Source organism: uncultured Dialister sp., assembly GCF_900538805.1.
Classification (GTDB): domain Bacteria; phylum Bacillota; class Negativicutes; order Veillonellales; family Dialisteraceae; genus Dialister.
Map to the genome: position 1 here is coordinate 1 of NZ_UPZP01000014.1, position 17,316 is coordinate 17,316.

The window sequence follows — 17,316 nt, forward strand, 5'->3', positions numbered from 1 at the left end:
ATAAGTATTTTTATCCAATGCTGCGTCATAAGTCTCCTTAAATAGCTCGCTATTCGCGTCGACTTATTCCTTGCATTGGACAAAAATACAAGAATGAAATCCGATAACGATTTAATCAGCGCTTCCCTAAGAGACTGCATGAAAATTTAACTTGCTTTTCACTTGCGTAAAGGAGAAATCAATGAAAACACCTGTTGACTTAGAAGGAAAAACCATATTTGTCACCGGCTCTGCCGGATTCATCGGCGCCAATCTGGTGAAGCGGCTCCTCACCGTTCCCCATGTCCGTATCATCGGCATCGACAACATGAATGATTACTATGACGTATCCCTGAAGGAATACCGCCTCAAGGAACTGGAAAAGGCAGCGGCCCCGGCGGAAGGAAGGGAATATCATTTCATCCGTGGAAATATAGCAGATAAAGACTGCATTACGGACATCTTCAGCACCTGGCATCCGGACATCGTGGTGAACCTGGCGGCCCAGGCCGGTGTGCGCTACTCCATTACCAACCCCGACGTGTACATCGAATCCAACCTCATCGGTTTCTACAACATTTTGGAAGCCTGCCGTCACTCCTATGACGGAGGCGCCAAGGGTGTGGAGCACCTGGTCTACGCCTCCTCCTCCTCTGTGTACGGCGGCAATACCAAGGTCCCCTTCAGCACCGACGATAAAGTGGACCATCCGGTCTCCCTCTACGCGGCCACCAAAAAATCGGACGAACTCCTGGCTCACTGCTACGCCAAACTCTACAACATTCCCTCCACGGGCCTCCGCTTCTTTACCGTCTACGGCCCTGCCGGACGGCCGGACATGGCCTACTTCGGATTTACCGATAAACTGCGGGCTGGAAAAACCATACAGATTTTCAATTACGGCCACTGCGAACGGGACTTCACCTACATCGATGACATTGTGGAAGGTGTCGTCCGCGTCATGCAGGGCGCACCGGAAAAGAAAAACGGCGGCGACGGTCTTCCCCTTCCGCCCTACGCCGTCTACAACATCGGCGGCGGACGACCGGAAAACCTCCTTCGCTTCGTAGATATCCTGCAGCAGGAACTCATCCGCGCCGGCGTTCTTCCAAAGGACTACGACTTTGAAGCCCACAAGAAACTGGTTCCCATGCAGCCCGGTGACGTTCCCGTCACCTATGCGGATACCGAAGCCCTGGAAAAAGACTACGGCTACCGCCCTGCCACCACCCTCCGCGAAGGCCTCCGGAAATTTGCGGAATGGTACAGGGAATACTACCATATCTGATACCAGCGCCACCCTAAAAAACGGCACCCTGAAAAGGGGCCGCTTTTTTATTGGGAAAAAACAGATTTGAGGAAAGAGGTTTGAGATTTGAGGGGTGGACAGATGTCGGCCTTCCCGCCGGCTGGTATTTATCGGCATTCCATCACTTACTATTCTTACTGCGCCCATTCTGCATAGAATGCGCGAGTCGACCAAAGTTGGCCCTGTGTAGAGCAGCAATGGAGCAACATTGTCATTCTTAACCTCGTACACCCTTTGCCGCTTCGCGGCGTTCGCCCCGGTGGGAAGCGTGTCACTTGATTCTCAGGTCGCTATGCTCCCCTACGAATCAAGTTCCCTTGCCACCTCAAGGGGAAACGAGAAATTTAGCATCGCCTTCCTTTTAGTTGGTCCACCGACCATCCTTCGCGTGCGCTCAGGATGACAGGTGGAAGGCGGGAAAGGGATGACGGAAAGCTGTAAGCGGCAGGCGGACAGCGGCCTCTTTGTCCTACTATCCCACTGTCCCACTATCCCACTATTTTCTACCATTGAGACACAGCCTTCCTTCTCCGGACTATGTCATCAGAGAAGCGCAGAGAGCGCAGCCGGCCCGGGCGGCGGCTCCAGGAAGCTTCTCAGGTAGATTTATTTCAGAAAGGAAGGATACCCATGAAAAATCTGGTACTCGTATTCAACACCAACGGCAAGTCCACCATGACCATTACCCTGGCAAACCCCAGGGACAATGTGACCCTGGACGAAGCCAAAGCGGCCGCAGCCAAAATGATTCCCGTCCTTGTCACCAAAGCAGGCGTGGATGTGGCGGGCCTGGAAAAAGCCGCTGTTATCACCACCTCTGAAGAAGAACTGGCGTAATTTCATACATGTAGAAAGGAAGTCATACTATGGCAGTAAAAAAGAATATTTCCGACGTAAAACTTCAGATCCGCTTCAATAACGGCACCACCGCCTCCGGCAAGACCGCGGTGAAGTCCATGTCCCTGGGGCAGATTAAAGTGGACGCCACCGACCAGCAGCTCCTGGATGCAGGCACTGCCCTGGCAGGCCTCTCCTCCCTCCCGCTGGAAGGGGTTCGGAGAATCGACACCGGTGACCTCACCGACGAAGCCTGAAGCATAGGCAGCAAAGGCCGCGGAGAAATCCGCGGCCTTTTTGCGTGGGGAATCCATGAGACAGCCCCGAAACCCTCCGGACTATATGGACAGAGAAGCGAGGGGAGCCATCCCCAGCCGATATATCCCGCCGGCGCGCATCCATGGAAGGCGGGATGGCCGGGAGATGGGAATGATAGCTTCTCTACATTCAGCCGGCTGAAAAATAGAAACGAAACAAAAAACTTCCTGAAAACCTCAAAAACCGGGCCTCCCTGTGCACTGGCCTGTGACTTGGGGGATTTCAGGAAGTTTTTGTGCGTTTATGGGGCTTTGGGGTGGAAGACAGTCAATCGAAACAGGCAGAGAAAGGGGCTGTGAAGAAATGGTTAAACATTTTTCACAGCCCTTTTTATAATACTTTTTTCTTTTATAATGCTTTTTTGTAAATAGCCACGAAATCCTCTTCTGTCAAAGGATAGAAGCCGTGGAGGATGCCGTCGGTGCTTTTCCAGGCCATGGCGTGGGCGGCCATGTCTTCGAAGAGGGCATCGTCCATGCCGATTTCAGAGAGGGCAGAAGGAAGGCAAAGGGATTTGGTGAAGAATTTCCTGAGTTTTTTGATGCCTTTCCTGGCGGTTTTGATTTCATCCTTTCCTTCTTTGACGCCCATGACGCGGACGGCGAAGCGGGAGAGGCGGGGGGCGGTTTCCTCGTTCAGCACGTATTCCATGAAGGCGGGGGTGAGGATGGCTAGCCCCAGGCCGTGGGGGATGGGGAAGAAGGCGGAGAGTTCGTGCTCCAGGGCGTGGCAGGTCCAGGAGACGGAGTGGCCCCGGTCGATGAGGTCGTTGATGGCCCATTCGGAGTCCCAGAGGAGATTGGCCCGGGCTTCTTCGCTGCAGCCGTCTTCCATGGCCAGGGGGGCCCAGTGGATGACGGAGCGCATCATGCTTTCCATAAATCCGTCGATTGCGTCGAATCCTTCGGCTCGGTTCAGGTATACTTCCAGAATGTGGGAGAGGATGTCGGCGCTGCCGTAGGCGGTCTGGGCGGAGGGAACGGTGCAGGTGTTCTTCGGGGAGAGGAAGGAAACTTTCGGCCTGAGGGCTTCCGTGGTCCAGCCCAGTTTTTCGTGGGTGTCGGGGTTGGTGATGACGGCGCAGCTGTTCATTTCAGAGCCCGTGGCGGCCATGGTGGGAATGGCCATGAGGGGGAGGGCGCGGGAAATCTGTGCCCTGGATTTCACCAGGTCCCAGGGGTCTCCTTCGTAGAGGGCGCTTCCTGCAATGACCTTGGCGGTGTCAATGACGCTGCCGCCGCCTACGGCCAGGATGAGGTCGATGCCCGCTTCCCGGCAGAACCGGGCGCCCCTGGCGGCCAGGGGAATTTCCGGGTTAGGTTTCACGCCGGAAATTTCATAGGCAGAAATACCGGCTTTCTTGATTTCTTCCACCACGGCATCGTAGATGCCGTTTTTCTTGATGGAACCGCCGCCGTAGACCAGAAGGGCGTTCTTCCCCCAGTGGGGCAGTTCTTCGTGGAGATGGGAGAGAGCGTCATTCCCAAAGTATACTTTGGTGGGATTGTGGTAAATAAATGGATCGACCATGGAAACCTCCTTGTAATGATGGTGTGGTAATGACAACTCTATTATACCCCATGGGAGGGGTGGAGGGGATGCTTGTCGGCTTACCGCCGGCCGTTGGCGTGCTGGCCCGTATTCCCGGACGCAAGGGGGAGAGGCGCCTTTGGCCCCCGGGTTCAAGCCGCCATTGGGCTCACGCCCTTGGCGGCTCCGGTTCCGCCCACAGAGCGGGCTGGTTCAAAGGGAGTTATATAGTATCGCTGCGGCGGGAAGCTGTATTCCCGAATGCAAGAGAGGGGCGCCCGCCTTTGGCGGGCAGGGGCTTAGCCCTGCGCTTTCGCGCGGGCCGAGGGTTGTGTAGAAGGGTTGTGAAGGCTATGACGGTGTGGAAAAATATCCCGGAACGCTGACTTCATATTCATCGCCCGAAGGGCGATACCACCACCCTTTGAACCTTTTGAATCCTCTGAACCCTTTGAACCCGGGCCACGAAGTGGCCCCCACAGCCCTTTTTTTCTTCCCCGAAATGGAGTAAAATACAGGCAATCATTTATTGACCGGGCGTGCCCGGCTGTAGGAGAGGAGAATAGAAGAATGCATTTGAAAAAAGTATTTGCCATGATTCTGGCAGGGCTGATGGCTTTGACCTTGTCCCTGTCTTTTGCAGGCTGCGGAGGCGGCTCCGGCGGCGGGTCTTCGACCGGCGGGGAGAAGAAGCCGGTGAAGGTGTCTCTGGCCATGCTCAGGCTCACCAGCAGTGCGCCCCTTTTCATCGCCATGGATAAGGGATATTTCAAGGAGGAAGGCATTGAAATCGATCCCCAGTGGTTCGATGCGGCCCAGCCCATTGCGGTGGCCACCGCTTCTTCCAAGGTAGATGTCGGTGCCACCGGCATTACGGCAGGGCTCTACAACATGGCTGCCAAGGGGCAGAAGCTTTACATCGTGGCCGATAAGGGACGGGAAGAAAAGGGATATTCCTCTTCCGCCCTGCTGGCCGCCTCTTCGGAATATGACAATGGCCTCAATTCCATCGAAGCGCTGAAGGGAAAACGGGTGGGTATTACCCAGAAGGGCTCCACCTTCCATTACATGCTGGGACGGATGCTGGAAGCCAAGGGCCTTTCCCTGGATGATGTGACCATAGTGCCCCTGGGCAAGTTGTCCGCCGTTATGGCGGCCCTCCAGAGCGGCCAGATCGACGCCTGCATCCTGAATGAACCGAACATTACCAAGGTAAAGAATGAAGGCTACGGAAAGGAAATCACCCAGGTCAGTGAAATCATGCCCTACCAGACCAGCGGTATTTTCTATTCCCCGGAATTTGCCAAGAACAAGGACGCTGCGGTTCGTTTCATGAAGGCCTATAACAAAGCCTGCAACGAATACTACGACGCCGTGGTGGATAAGAAGGATCCAGCCAAGCTGGACGAAGTGGTAAAAATCATTGCCAAGTACGTGAAGACGCCGGAAGCGGACATCCGCCTGGGCCTGCCCTATGTGGACAAGAACGGCGTGCTCATGGCCGATGATATTAAGACACAGATCGACTGGTACTCCTCCCATGGCATGATTGACGGGAAACTGGATGCCAAAGATGTGGTGAATACATCCTTCCTGGAAGAAGCCATGAGGAAATAACAGAAAAGCGCCGCGGACCCTGCGGCGCTTCCTTCGTTATGGGAATGGCGCCGTCCGCTATCGGCTTACCGCTGCACGATGGGCTGTATTCCCGGACGAAAGGGGGTTCAGGCGCCTTACGGCGCCCGGGTTCTATCGGTCATGTGCTGGCGCACTGACCGATGGGTTCCGCCCGCAGAGCGGGCTGGTTCAGAAGGGAGGGAAAAGGCTCTTAAGATTGACGGGGCATTCGCCCCGAGGGTTCTAAAGTTTGACAGCGGCTGCACCGCTGAGGGTTATGGTAGTGCCCTATCGGGCACAAATATAAATGCCGCCTTTGGCGGCATCTAAAACTCATCGCCGCGCCAGCGGCGATACCACAACCCTCAGCCCTGAAGGGCTGTCCAACTTAAGAACCCTCAGGCCCGCCAGGGCCTGTCAAACTTCGGGCCCTTTGGGCCCGTCAACCCTCACGCCCACCAGGGCGTGTCCAAAGGCGATACCACCACCCTTTGGACCCTCTGAACCTTCTGAACCCGGGCCACGAAGTGGCCCCATAGGCGATACCACCATCCTCGGCCCAAAGGGCCGTCGCCCCCCTTCTACACAACCCGCCGCCGCAGGCGGCCATAACCTCCAGCCCCGCAGGGGCTGGCCACCTTCCCCTCTGAACCCTTAAAGAATATAAATAATAACGGAGTTACCTATGGAAGTTATCATTGAAAATGTAAGCAAATCCTTCCGGAACGGCAGAAAAACACTGCCGGTGCTGGAGGATATCCATCTCACCCTGCACAAGGAGGAGTTTGTGGCCCTGGTAGGGCCTTCGGGCTGCGGGAAATCCACGCTGCTCAATATCTGCGCCGGCCTTTTGTCGCCGGACCAGGGGTCTGTCTATTTCACGGGAGAAGACCTTACGAGCGAACCCCGGGTGTCCATCGTATTCCAGGAAACCGGCCTTATGCCCTGGCGAAATGTGTATGACAACATCGCCTTTGGCCTGGACGCAGGCCATGTGCTGCCGAAGAAGGAGTGGAAGGAGCGGATCGACCACTATATTTCCCTGGTCGGCCTTTCGGGCTTTGAGAAATCCTATCCCCACCAGCTTTCCGGCGGCATGCGGCAGCGGGTGGGCATTGCTCGGGCCCTGGCCATCAATCCGGACCTGCTTCTCATGGACGAACCTTTCTCCGCCCTGGACGCCCAGACCCGCATCATCATGCAGCAGGAACTGGTGGACCTGTGGGAAAAGACGCGGCTCACCACCCTCTACGTCACCCACAATATCCAGGAAGCGGTGATGCTGGCGGACCGGGTGGTTCTTCTTTCCAGACGCCCCGGAAAGGTGCGGAATATCCTTTCCATTACCATTCCCAGAAGCGACCGGGAGAAACCGGAGCACGCAGAGGAAATCGACCGGCTCACCCGCACCATCTGGGAACATATCAGCAAAGACGCCCTGGAGGCCATGACGGAGGTGAACGGCGATGAATAAATACATGGTTGAAAATAAGATGAAACGGTGGCAGAAAAGCTACACCCCCGCCGTTTCCCTGGTCTCCGTGGCGGTGCTGCTCCTCATCTGGGAAGGCATCTGCCGGGCAGGAGTGGTTTCCTCCCTCTTCCTGCCGCCGCCTACCCTCATTATTTCCTCACTTATGGACATGATACAGGACGGGGAAATCGGCGTTTCCCTGGCGGCCTCCCTGTACCGCATCCTCATGGGCTTCTTCCTGGGCAGTGCCTTCGGCCTCCTGGTGGGCCTCGTCACCGGCACCTCCGCTCTGGCGGACCGCATGGCGAACCCCATCGTCAATGCACTCTACCCCATTCCGAAAATCGCCCTGCTCCCCCTCTTCATCCTCTGGCTGGGCATCGGTGAAGTGTCCAAAGTCACCATCATCGCCCTGGGCGTCTTCTTCCCGGTGGCCATGAACACTTACTCCGGCGTGAAAAACGTGGACACCCTCCTCATCAAGGTGGCCGTGAGCTTCCACGCCGGCTGGGGCTACACCATGAAAAACGTGGTCCTGCCCTACGCCCTTCCCATGATATTCGCCGGCCTCCGCATAGCTGCCGGCACGGCCCTCCTCCTTCTGGTGGCGGCGGAAATGATCGCCGCCGAACAGGGCATCGGCGCCCTCATCCTTCACTACGGCGACCTCATGATTACAGAACGGCTCATGGCCGGCGTCATCGTCCTCTCCGTGCTGGGGCTCATCTTCAACCTGTTCCTCCAGTTTTTGGAAAGAAAACTGGTGCCCTGGAACCATAAGGAGTAGGGAAAGCCTATCAGACGTCAGACGCTTTATCGCCATTTCAAAAGGAACCGTATGACACAGCTGCTGCATCGATCCCTTCGTCATTTCGAGCGGAGGGAAACGGGGAAATGATACGGACGGCCCATGGAGATGGTGAAGAGGAGTCGAGAAATCTCACTCCGGAGCAGTATCAGCTCCGCTGCGGCGAGAAGTTTTAGAGAAAGAGTTTCAATAGATAGGGGTACATTGTTTGTCATAGCGGCATAGGTAAATGAAAAGGACTGCGAAGAAATGATTGCTGTTTTTTTGCAGTTCTTTTTATATATGGAATGAGGGAAGCTTCTGCTTGCGTAATACTATATCAACATAAAGTGTACATTTATTTTAAAAAGATAAAATAAATATACTCGATGCATCAATAAAATATGAGATGAAAAGCGGTATTTAATCAATAAACAACGGTTCTATGAATGGAAAAGATGAATTCACTTAAAAACTATGCTTAAATCACAAGTAGGTGTAAATAGTATCTACTTTATGGTAGAATTGTAACAGAGATGTAAAGAGTTCGTAAAGTTCACATTTTGAGAGGAGATGCTCGTAATGAAATGGAAAGCTTTGGCTGCATGTGCTTTGACTGCAGTGGCTCTGGCAGTAGCCGGGTGCGGAGGTGGACAGTCTTCTTCCGGTAAGGCGGGAGCGCCGCAGGGACCTGATTTGAAAGGAAAGAAACTGGTGATGTACGTTTCTTTCCACGAGGATACGGCTAAACAGCTGGCAGATTTATTCAAGAAAAAGACCGGCGCCGATGTAAGTTTCATCCGTCTGCCAACCGGTGAAGCACTGGCCCGTATCCAGGCAGAGAAGGATGCTCCGAAAGCAGATATCTGGCTGGGCGGCACGGCCGATGCCCATGCGAAGGCGGCAGCAGATGGTCTGCTGGAAGCCTATAAGTCTCCTAATGCCGGCATGATTCTTCCGGAGTATCAGGATAAGGATGGGTACTGGTACGGCACTTATCTGGAAGTTATGTCTATCGGCTATAACGAGAAGCGGTTCAAGGAAGAATTCGAACCGAAGGGTGTAAAAGCTCCGGAAACGCTGGAAGATCTGCTGAAACCGGAATTCAAAGGTGAAATTATTATGCCGGATCCCAGAAAGTCCGGTACCGGCAATACATTCATCAGCTCCGTTCTCCAGCAGATGGGACCGGAAAAGGGATGGGCCTATCTGAAAGCATTGAAACCGCAGATTGCACAGTTTACGCCGTCCGGTTTTACACCGGGACAGAAAACCGGTGCCGGAGAATATCTGGTATGTCTGAATTTCATTTCCGACCAGACTCTGGTCAGTGCCAAGGGACAGAAGATTCACAGCACCATTTACGACCAGGCCGGATGGACTACCTGCCCGGTAGGCAAGATTAAGAACCATGCCAATGATGAAGCAGCGAAAGCATTCATTGACTTCGTGCTGACAAAAGAAGCGGGAGATATTCTGGTGAAGACCACCCATGGCGTGGCCTGCAACCCCGATGTGGCTCCGCCTCCAGGAATGAAGCCGCTGAAAGAACTGCCGCTTTTCAAGGAATATGATCTCATCAAAGCCGGCGCGGATAAGCAGAAAAATTGTGACGAATTCTTTGCTGACTGATAGATAATGAAGATATGCCTCCGCTTTCCGGCGGAGGTGTATTTTTTCCTTTTTAAAAGCAGGCACCCATCACAAATCATGAAATAAGGAGTTATTATGAACGAAAAAGATACAGGCCATGAACATACAGGACTGGGTATGGAACTGAAACTGCTCCTTCGGGAGCCGCCGCTTCTCATCAGCATTGCGGCGGTGTTCCTCCTTTTCGGCGTGTTTATTATTTATCCCTTTGTAAAAATCCTTCTGGTTCCCACGGAGGCCGACTGGATCAGAGCCATTACAGGCAGGGAATTTATACTGGTATTTGGACATACCCTCTTTTCTTCCTTTATTGCCACGGCCACGGCCATCGTGTTCGGCTTCCTTTTTGCCTATGGCATCAACTACACCGATATGCCCTGCAAACGGTTCTTCCAGGTGGTGGCACTCCTGCCGACCATGGCACCTTCCGTGGTGACAGGGCTTGCCTTCATCATGCTCTTTGGCAGGCGCGGTTTCATTACCTGGCAGCTGCTGCACCTGAAGGTTGACCTGTACGGCCCCTTCGGCCTGTGGGTGGCACAGACCATCGCATTTTTCCCGCTGGCCTATATAACCATTTCCGGCGTACTGAAGAGCATCAGCCCCAACCTGGAGCTGGCAGCCCAGAATCTGGGCGCCCGGGGATGGTACCTCTTCCGCACTGTCACCCTGCGGCTGGCTACACCGGGACTGGCCAGTGCTTTCCTGCTGGTGGCCATCAACTCCCTGGCAGACTTCGGCAACCCCATGCTGGTAGGCGGCAATTACCATGTGCTGGCCACGGAAGCCTATACCCAGGTCACCGGCGCCTGGGACCTTCCCATGGGTGCCACGCTTTCCGTATTTCTTGTGATTCCCACATTAATTGTGTTTTTCATCCAGCGGTACTATCTGGAGAAAAATTCCTACGTCACCGTCACCGGTAAGCCGGTGTCCGGTCTCATCCGGGTGACCGCGGGCCCCCTGGCCAAATGGATGCTCTTTGCCTTCTGCCTTCTGCTCTGCCTGGCCATCCTTATGATTATCGGCGTGGTCATCCTCTTTGCCTTTACCGTGGCCTTCGGGTATGACTATACCTTTACCCTGGACTATTTCAAAGAAGGGGTCATCCAGTCCAATGTCATGATTAACTCCTGGGTGGCATCCATGTCCACCGCAGCCATTACCACCATCCTTGGCATTGCCCTGGCCTTCCTTACCATCCGGAAGAAATTTCCCGGTCGGAACATTATGGATTTCCTGGCCATGCTTCCTGTATCCCTCCCCGGCACCTTCATCGGTCTGGCGCTGATTCTGGAATTCAATGACGGCCCATTGGAAATGACGGGCACCCTGGCCATCATCATCCTGGGCATGGCTCTCCGCCAGCTGCCGGTGGGCTACCGGCAGGCGGTGGCGGGACTGAAGCAGATTGATGCATCTCTGGAGCAGGCCTCCACCAATTTGGGAGCAGGGAGCATTACCACCTTCTGCAAAGTGGTGCTGCCCATGCTGAAAAATTCCCTCTCCGTCAGCTTTGTTTATGCCTTCATGCGTTGCATGAACACCTTGTCCACCGTCATCTTCCTGGTATCGCCGGAATGGAACCTGGCTTCCATCAACATCATGAGCCTGGCAAACCAGGGATTCCTGCCCACCGCCAGCGCCACGGCCGTAGGCATTATGCTTGTGATTTATCTGACCTTCGGCATTGTGAAGCTCATACTGAGGGATAAGATTAATATATTTGATCTTTAATAAAGGCAGGAGACGACTATGTCAGACTTTGTATTACAGCTGAAAAATATTAATAAATACTTTGGGAAAAACCATGTCATTAAAAATGTGAACCTGAACTTTGAAAAGGGGCATTTCATTACCTTCCTTGGCCCCTCGGGCTGCGGCAAGACTACCCTGCTCCGCATGATTGCCGGCTTCTATGAACCGGACGAAGGGGAAATCCTGCTGAATGGAAAGAATATCGAAAGAGTGCCGCCCTATGACCGGAACACGGCCATGGTATTCCAGGAATACGCCCTCTTTCCTCACATGAATGTATTTGACAATGTATCCTATGGCCTTCGGGTGAAGAAAAAGCCGAAGGATGAAATTGAAAAACGGGTGAAACAGGCACTGTCCCTCATGCAGCTGGAAGGCATGGAGAAACGGTTCCCCAACCAGATGTCCGGCGGCCAGCAGCAGCGCGTGGCCGTGGCCCGTGCCCTTGTCATGAACCCGGAAGTCCTTCTCCTGGATGAACCGCTGTCCAACCTGGATGCCAAACTGCGTGAAAACGTGCGTGTGGAACTGCGGCAAATCCAGCAGAAAATGGGCCTTTCCACCATCTACGTCACCCACGACCAGTCCGAAGCCCTTTCCATGTCCGATGCCATCGTAGTACTGAAAGACGGCATTGTCCATCAGGTAGGCACGCCCCAGGAAATCTATTTCGAACCGAAAACCGCCTTTGTGGCCGATTTCATCGGCACCACCAACCTTATTTCCCTTAAGGCGGAAAGCGGTAATCGTGTCACCTATGGCGGCGTATCCTTTGCGTCCTCCAATCCGGTGAAGGAAGGCGTCGAATATGTGGCCTCCGTGCGCCCGGAAAGCGCCGGCCTGTCCAAGGACCCCGTGGAAAACCAGGTGAACCTGAAAGCCCGCATCACCAATACCATGTTCCTCGGCGAAAAAGTGCGCTACTTCCTTCAGGACGCTTTGGATAAGGAATGGATTGTGGATGCCTTCGACCCCGGCAGAACCATCCACCAGGGAGAAGTGTACGTCACCTTCCCGGCGGAAAAGGCCTGGGTTATCGAAAAGTAAAGAAGGAAAATCATGCTGGAAGTATTGAAAGAAGAGGTATGGAAAGCCAACAGGGAACTTCCTGCCCGGGGCGTGGTCATCTATACCTGGGGAAATGTGAGTGCCCTGGACCGGGAAACGGGCCTTGTGGTCATCAAGCCCTCCGGCGTGCCCTATGAATCCATGACACCCGACGATATGGTGGTGGTGGACATCAAGGGGCATGTGGTGGAGGGAAAGCTCCGTCCATCCTCCGATCTGCCCACCCATCTCTGCCTTTATGGCGCCTTTCCCGGCATTGGCGGCATTGTCCATACCCATTCCCTCCATGCTGCCGTCTTTGCCCAGGCAGGGGAGGACATTCCCGCCCTGGGCACCACCCATGCAGACTATTTCTACGGCCCCGTCCCCTGCACCAGGGATATGACGGACGAAGAAATCAAGGGAGCCTATGAATGGAATACGGGAAAGGTCATAGCAGAAACCTTCAGCCGGCGGAAAATCAATCCCCTCGATACGCCGGCGGTGCTTGTCAAAAATCACGGCCCCTTTACCTGGGGCAGAAATGCGCAGGAGGCGGTGTACCATGCGGTGGTGCTGGAAACGGTGGCGGAAATGGCGTTGAAAACATGGCTGCTGAATCCCCAATCTGCCATAAACCATGCCCTGCTGGACAAACACTATCAGAGAAAGCACGGCCCCAACGCCTACTACGGACAGCAGAAATAAAAGGGCCCAGGTATCAGAAAGGCAGGAATCCCCTGCCTTTTTCTGCTATAATGCAGGAAGGAACATATTTTGGGAGAGGAAACTGGTGCCCTGGAACCATAAGGAGTAGGAGGCGACATGTAATTTCCTTCCGGCTCTTTTGAAACGGCATTTCTCTTGTGAGAGAAATGCCGTTTTTGCATGGAAATGAAGAAAATTACTTCAATAAATGCTTAGAGTTTACGTAAATATTACAAATCGGCATGCTGATTTACGGAATCTATACAGAATACTTATGATATCTAGATATTTAATCATGCTGTTGATACAATGAAATCAAAAGCCGGACAGAGGGTGTACTGATTGGGGTGCACTTTTTTGACGTGAAAAATGGAGAATCTGTCATGTTTCCGGACACAAGGAGGCACAAAGAATGAAAGGTTTGAAAAAGATGGCAGCCGTACTGGCATGTGCGGCCATTGCAGCAGGTGTTTTTGCAGGCTGCGGCGGAGACGGTAAGAAGGACGACAAGGCGGCAGCAGGGGACAAGGTGCTCACTGTCTATACGGCCCGCAGTGAAAGTCTGAATAATCTGGTCATTCCTGCTTTTGAAAAGGAAACGGGCATTAAGGTGAACATGATTGTGGCAGGCACGGGCCCGCTGGTGAAGCGGGTGGCTTCGGAAAAGGACAACCCCCAGGGGGATGTGCTCTGGGCTGCAGACCAGACTATGCTGGAATCCCAGAAGGACCTTTTTGAAAAATATGTATCGCCGGAAGATGCCAATATGCTGGATAACGCAAAGAACAAGACCGGCTATTTCACGCCTGCCTTTGCAGACCCCACCGTGTTCATCGTGAATACGAATCTGGCGGGGGACATGAAGATTGAGGGGTTTGATGACCTGCTGAATCCGGCGCTGAAAGGAAAGATTGCATTCGGCGACCCGGCCAACTCTTCTTCCGCATTCCAGAGCCTCATGGCCATGCTCTATGCCAAGGGAAAGGACGGGGACCCGCTGTCTCCGGAGGCCTGGGCCTATGTGGATAATTTCATCAAGAACGTGGACGGCAAGTTCCTGAACAGTTCCGGCGCCGTGCATAAAGGGGCGGCCGATGGAGAATATACCGTAGGCCTTACATGGGAGGATCCGGCAGCTACCTATGTGAAGAACGGGGCACCGGTGAAGGTGGTGTTCCCGAAGGAAGGGGCTATCTTCCCGGGAGAATCCGTAGAAATCATCAAAGGTGCCAAGCACATGGAAAACGCCAAGAAGTTTGTAGATTTCATGCTTTCCCAGAAAATCCAGGAAGAGGCAGGGAAGACGCTGACTGTCCGGCCGCTCAGAAAGGGCGTGAAGCTGGCTGATTACATGACGCCTCAGGACCAGATTCATCTGTTCAAGAATTATGATGAAGGCTGGGTGGCACAGCATAAGAAGGAAATCGTGGCCCTCTGGAACCAGCATCTGGAAAATTCACGTCAGTAATTAAAAAATCGACTGAAAATGGGGTGCAGACAGGCTCTGCGCCCTGTTTTCTTTCATAAAGGAGCTATCTATGAGTGTATCCATTGATATTGACCATGTGGTCAAGAAATACGGCAGCAATACGGTGATTAACGGGCTGTCCCTGTCGGTGAGGCCGGGAGAATTCTTTACCCTTCTGGGGCCGTCGGGCTGCGGAAAGACCACGCTGCTCCGCATGATTATCGGTTTCAACTCCATTGAAGGAGGCACCATATCCGTCGGCGGGAGGGTGATTAACGATGTGTCCCCGGACAAGAGGAATATGGGCATGGTTTTCCAGAACTATGCCATATTCCCCCATATGTCGGTGAAGGATAATGTGGCCTTCGGCCTCCGCATGCGGAAGGTGCCGGAAAAGGAAATCGAGGAACGGGTGGACCATATGCTGAAGGTGGTGAAAATCGACCATCTGAAGGACCGCATGCCGGTGGCTCTCTCCGGCGGACAGCAGCAGCGGGTGGCCCTGGCCCGGGCTATCGTCATCAGGCCGGAGGTGCTTTTGATGGATGAGCCGCTGTCCAATCTGGACGCCAAGCTCCGCATTGAAATGAGGAGCGCCATCAAGCAGATACAGAAGAAGGTGGACATTACCACGGTGTATGTGACCCATGACCAGGAGGAGGCTCTGGCGGTGTCGGACCGCATAGCCGTCATGAACGGCGGCATTATCCAGCAGATTGGAAAGCCCGCCGATATTTACAAGCGTCCGGCCAATGTATTCGTTTCTACCTTTATCGGACTCTCCAATCTCCTTGACGGGGCAGTTCATGGCAGCGCAAAATCCCGCAGGGTGTCCTTCGACGGCACTTCCTATGAAGTGGAAATGGGAAATCTGTCGAAAGATACGGAAGATAAAGAGCCGGTTATCATTTCTGTGCGGCCGGAGGAATTTGATATCCATGTGGGTGGTAAAGAAGGCATCCGCGGGGAAATCATGTCCTCCATCTTCCTGGGACTCACCACCCACTATTTCATCCATCTGGAGAACGGAAAGGACATCGAGGTGCTGGAAACCAGGGAAGACCATGATATCATCCCTGACGGCAGCGCTGTGACGCTGACGGTGAAGCCCCGGTTTATCAATGTGTTCCATAAGACGTCGGGCACGTCGCTGATTGAAGGTGAAATGTCATGAAGAAGAAACTGACCCTTTGGGACCTGTTCAGTGTCATGATTTTTGCATTCTTCGCTCTTTTCATTCTCTATCCTCTTTTCCTTATCCTTTACAAGAGTGTCATTTCCGGCGATACCGGCGCCTTTTCTCTCCAGTATTTTGCCCATTTCTTTGCCAAGAAGTTTTACTGGGGCACCATGATTAACTCCCTGAAGGTGACAGTGGTTTCCACGGCCCTGGCCGCGGCACTGGGGCTCCCCCTGGCCTACCTCATGGGACGGCTGAAAATCAGGGGCAGCAGTTTCCTTAATATACTCATCGTCATTGCCTATCTCTCGCCGCCCTTTATCGGCGCCTATGCCTGGATACAGCTTTTGGGAAGAAACGGTGTGGTGACCCAGTTCCTGAATCATCTCCTGGGAACCCATTTCGGCGGGGTGTATGGTTTTGCAGGCATCGTCCTTGTTTTCACGCTTCAGTCTTTCCCGCTGGTGTTCATCTATGTATCGGGAGCATTGAAAAGTCTGGACAATTCATTGAACGAGGCGGCGGAAAGCCTGGGCTGCGGCAAAGCAGGCCGGATTCGCCGGATTATCATCCCTCTGGTCATGCCTACGCTTCTGGCCAGCTCCATGCTTGTTTTCATGCGGGTGTTTGCTGACTTCGGTACGCCCATGCTTATCGGTGAAGGCTATAAGACGCTGCCGGTGCTCATTTACAACCAGTTCATGGGAGAGGTAGGCGGCGATGACGGATTCGCGGCAGCCATCTGCTGCATTGTCATTGGCCTTACTATTGTCATGTTCTTTGTACAGCGCTTTCTGGCCAACAGGAATACCTACGCCATGAATGCACTGAAGCCCATGGCGGCGGAAAAGGCAAAGGGCATGAAGAACCTTCTGGCTCATGCGGTCATTTATCTGGTAGTGGGACTGGCAGTGCTGCCGCAGGCGGTGGTCATTTACACCTCCTTCCTGGCATCCAATGGAGGGCAGGTGTTTACCGGCGGCTTTGCTCTGCAGAGCTATGAGGCCACCCTCTTTGCCAAAGACAATGATGTCATCTGGCACACCTATTTCCTGGGCCTCTGTGCCATCTGCATCGTCCTTGTACTGGGCGTGCTCATTGCCTATCTGTCGGTGCGGAAGAAGAATCCGCTGAACAGTGCCCTGGATGTGATTACCATGTTCCCCTTCATTATCCCCGGCTCTGTCCTTGGTATTTCCTTCGTTTTCGCCTTCAACAAATCGCCCTTGATTTTAACCGGCACCATGCTGATTATGATTATTTCCTTCGCCATCCGCCGCATGCCCTATACAGTGCGGTCTTCCACGGCGGTGCTTGGGAATATCAGCCCCTCCATTGAAGAAGCGGCCATCTCCTTGGGCGCCTCCGAAATGACCACCTTCCGGAAAATCACCATCCCCATGATGGCTCCCGGCGTCCTCTCCGGCGCCATTATGAGCTGGGTCACCATTATCAGCGAACTGTCATCGTCCATCATTCTCTACACCAACTCCACCCAGACCCTCACCGTATCCATTTACACGGAAGTTATCCGCGGAAATTATGGCAATGCTTCCGCCTATGCCACCATCCTTACAGTGACCTCCATCATTTCCCTGCTTCTCTTCTATAAACTTACAGGGAAGCGTGATGTGTCCTTGTGAAACCGGAA

At 53.6% G+C, this 17,316-nt stretch carries 14 protein-coding genes; 13 read left to right on the forward strand and 1 reads right to left on the reverse strand.

All coding sequences use genetic code 11. The features are described from left to right. Positions 1 to 181 precede the first annotated feature (181 nt). The 3 genes from QZQ29_RS02570 (at position 182) to QZQ29_RS02580 (ending at position 2,382) form a co-directional block, all read left to right on the forward strand. Positions 182 to 1,267, forward strand: coding sequence for an NAD-dependent epimerase/dehydratase family protein (locus QZQ29_RS02570; protein ID WP_296959204.1), 1,086 nt, complete (start codon positions 182 to 184; stop codon positions 1,265 to 1,267). Between the two features lie 651 nt (positions 1,268 to 1,918). Further along, on the forward strand, positions 1,919 to 2,125 hold the full coding sequence (locus QZQ29_RS02575) for a DUF2922 domain-containing protein (RefSeq protein ID WP_296959207.1): 207 nt from the start codon (positions 1,919 to 1,921) through the stop codon (positions 2,123 to 2,125). Positions 2,126 to 2,154: 29 nt separating this feature from the next. Then, positions 2,155 to 2,382, forward strand: a complete 228-nt coding sequence (locus QZQ29_RS02580; RefSeq protein ID WP_296959210.1) for a DUF1659 domain-containing protein — start codon at positions 2,155 to 2,157, stop codon at positions 2,380 to 2,382. A gap of 409 nt (positions 2,383 to 2,791) precedes the next feature. Here the strand turns inward: QZQ29_RS02580 and QZQ29_RS02585 are convergent, their stop codons facing one another. Then, positions 2,792 to 3,973 carry an iron-containing alcohol dehydrogenase gene (locus QZQ29_RS02585; RefSeq protein WP_296959213.1) on the reverse strand — a complete coding sequence of 394 codons (1,182 nt, stop codon included), beginning with the start codon at positions 3,971 to 3,973 and terminating at the stop codon, positions 2,792 to 2,794. Between the two features lie 570 nt (positions 3,974 to 4,543). On the opposite strand from QZQ29_RS02585, the gene QZQ29_RS02590 reads away from it, so the two are divergent. From QZQ29_RS02590 to QZQ29_RS02635, 10 genes are all read left to right on the forward strand, one after another. Beyond that, entirely contained in the window at positions 4,544 to 5,590 is a 1,047-nt protein-coding gene (locus QZQ29_RS02590; protein ID WP_296959216.1) for an ABC transporter substrate-binding protein, read from the forward strand. 685 nt (positions 5,591 to 6,275) lie between these two features. Continuing rightward, the gene (locus tag QZQ29_RS02595) at positions 6,276 to 7,064 is read left to right on the forward strand and encodes an ABC transporter ATP-binding protein (RefSeq protein WP_296959219.1); all 789 of its coding nucleotides are present in this window, start codon (positions 6,276 to 6,278) and stop codon (positions 7,062 to 7,064) included. Next, on the forward strand, positions 7,057 to 7,851 hold the full coding sequence (locus QZQ29_RS02600; protein ID WP_296959222.1) for an ABC transporter permease: 795 nt from the start codon (positions 7,057 to 7,059) through the stop codon (positions 7,849 to 7,851). The genes QZQ29_RS02595 and QZQ29_RS02600 overlap by 8 nt, the downstream gene beginning before the upstream one ends. A gap of 582 nt (positions 7,852 to 8,433) precedes the next feature. Beyond that, on the forward strand, positions 8,434 to 9,483 hold the full coding sequence (locus QZQ29_RS02605; RefSeq protein WP_296959225.1) for an ABC transporter substrate-binding protein: 1,050 nt from the start codon (positions 8,434 to 8,436) through the stop codon (positions 9,481 to 9,483). A 96-nt stretch (positions 9,484 to 9,579) separates the two neighbouring features. Further along, a complete protein-coding gene (locus QZQ29_RS02610; protein WP_296959228.1) occupies positions 9,580 to 11,241 on the forward strand; it encodes an iron ABC transporter permease in 1,662 nt (553 codons plus the stop codon). Positions 11,242 to 11,259: 18 nt separating this feature from the next. Continuing rightward, positions 11,260 to 12,309 (forward strand): ABC transporter ATP-binding protein, encoded by a 1,050-nt coding sequence (locus tag QZQ29_RS02615; protein ID WP_296959231.1) that lies wholly within the window; start codon positions 11,260 to 11,262, stop codon positions 12,307 to 12,309. A 12-nt stretch (positions 12,310 to 12,321) separates the two neighbouring features. Further along, positions 12,322 to 13,017 (forward strand): L-ribulose-5-phosphate 4-epimerase, encoded by a 696-nt coding sequence (locus QZQ29_RS02620; RefSeq protein WP_296959234.1) that lies wholly within the window; start codon positions 12,322 to 12,324, stop codon positions 13,015 to 13,017. Positions 13,018 to 13,429: 412 nt separating this feature from the next. Then, positions 13,430 to 14,485, forward strand: a complete 1,056-nt coding sequence (locus QZQ29_RS02625) for an extracellular solute-binding protein (RefSeq protein ID WP_288264896.1) — start codon at positions 13,430 to 13,432, stop codon at positions 14,483 to 14,485. A 70-nt stretch (positions 14,486 to 14,555) separates the two neighbouring features. Beyond that, positions 14,556 to 15,659, forward strand: a complete 1,104-nt coding sequence (locus QZQ29_RS02630) for an ABC transporter ATP-binding protein (RefSeq protein WP_296959239.1) — start codon at positions 14,556 to 14,558, stop codon at positions 15,657 to 15,659. Beyond that, on the forward strand, positions 15,656 to 17,308 hold the full coding sequence (locus QZQ29_RS02635) for an iron ABC transporter permease (protein WP_296959242.1): 1,653 nt from the start codon (positions 15,656 to 15,658) through the stop codon (positions 17,306 to 17,308). The genes QZQ29_RS02630 and QZQ29_RS02635 overlap by 4 nt, the downstream gene beginning before the upstream one ends. The last annotated feature ends 8 nt before the right edge of the window (positions 17,309 to 17,316 follow it).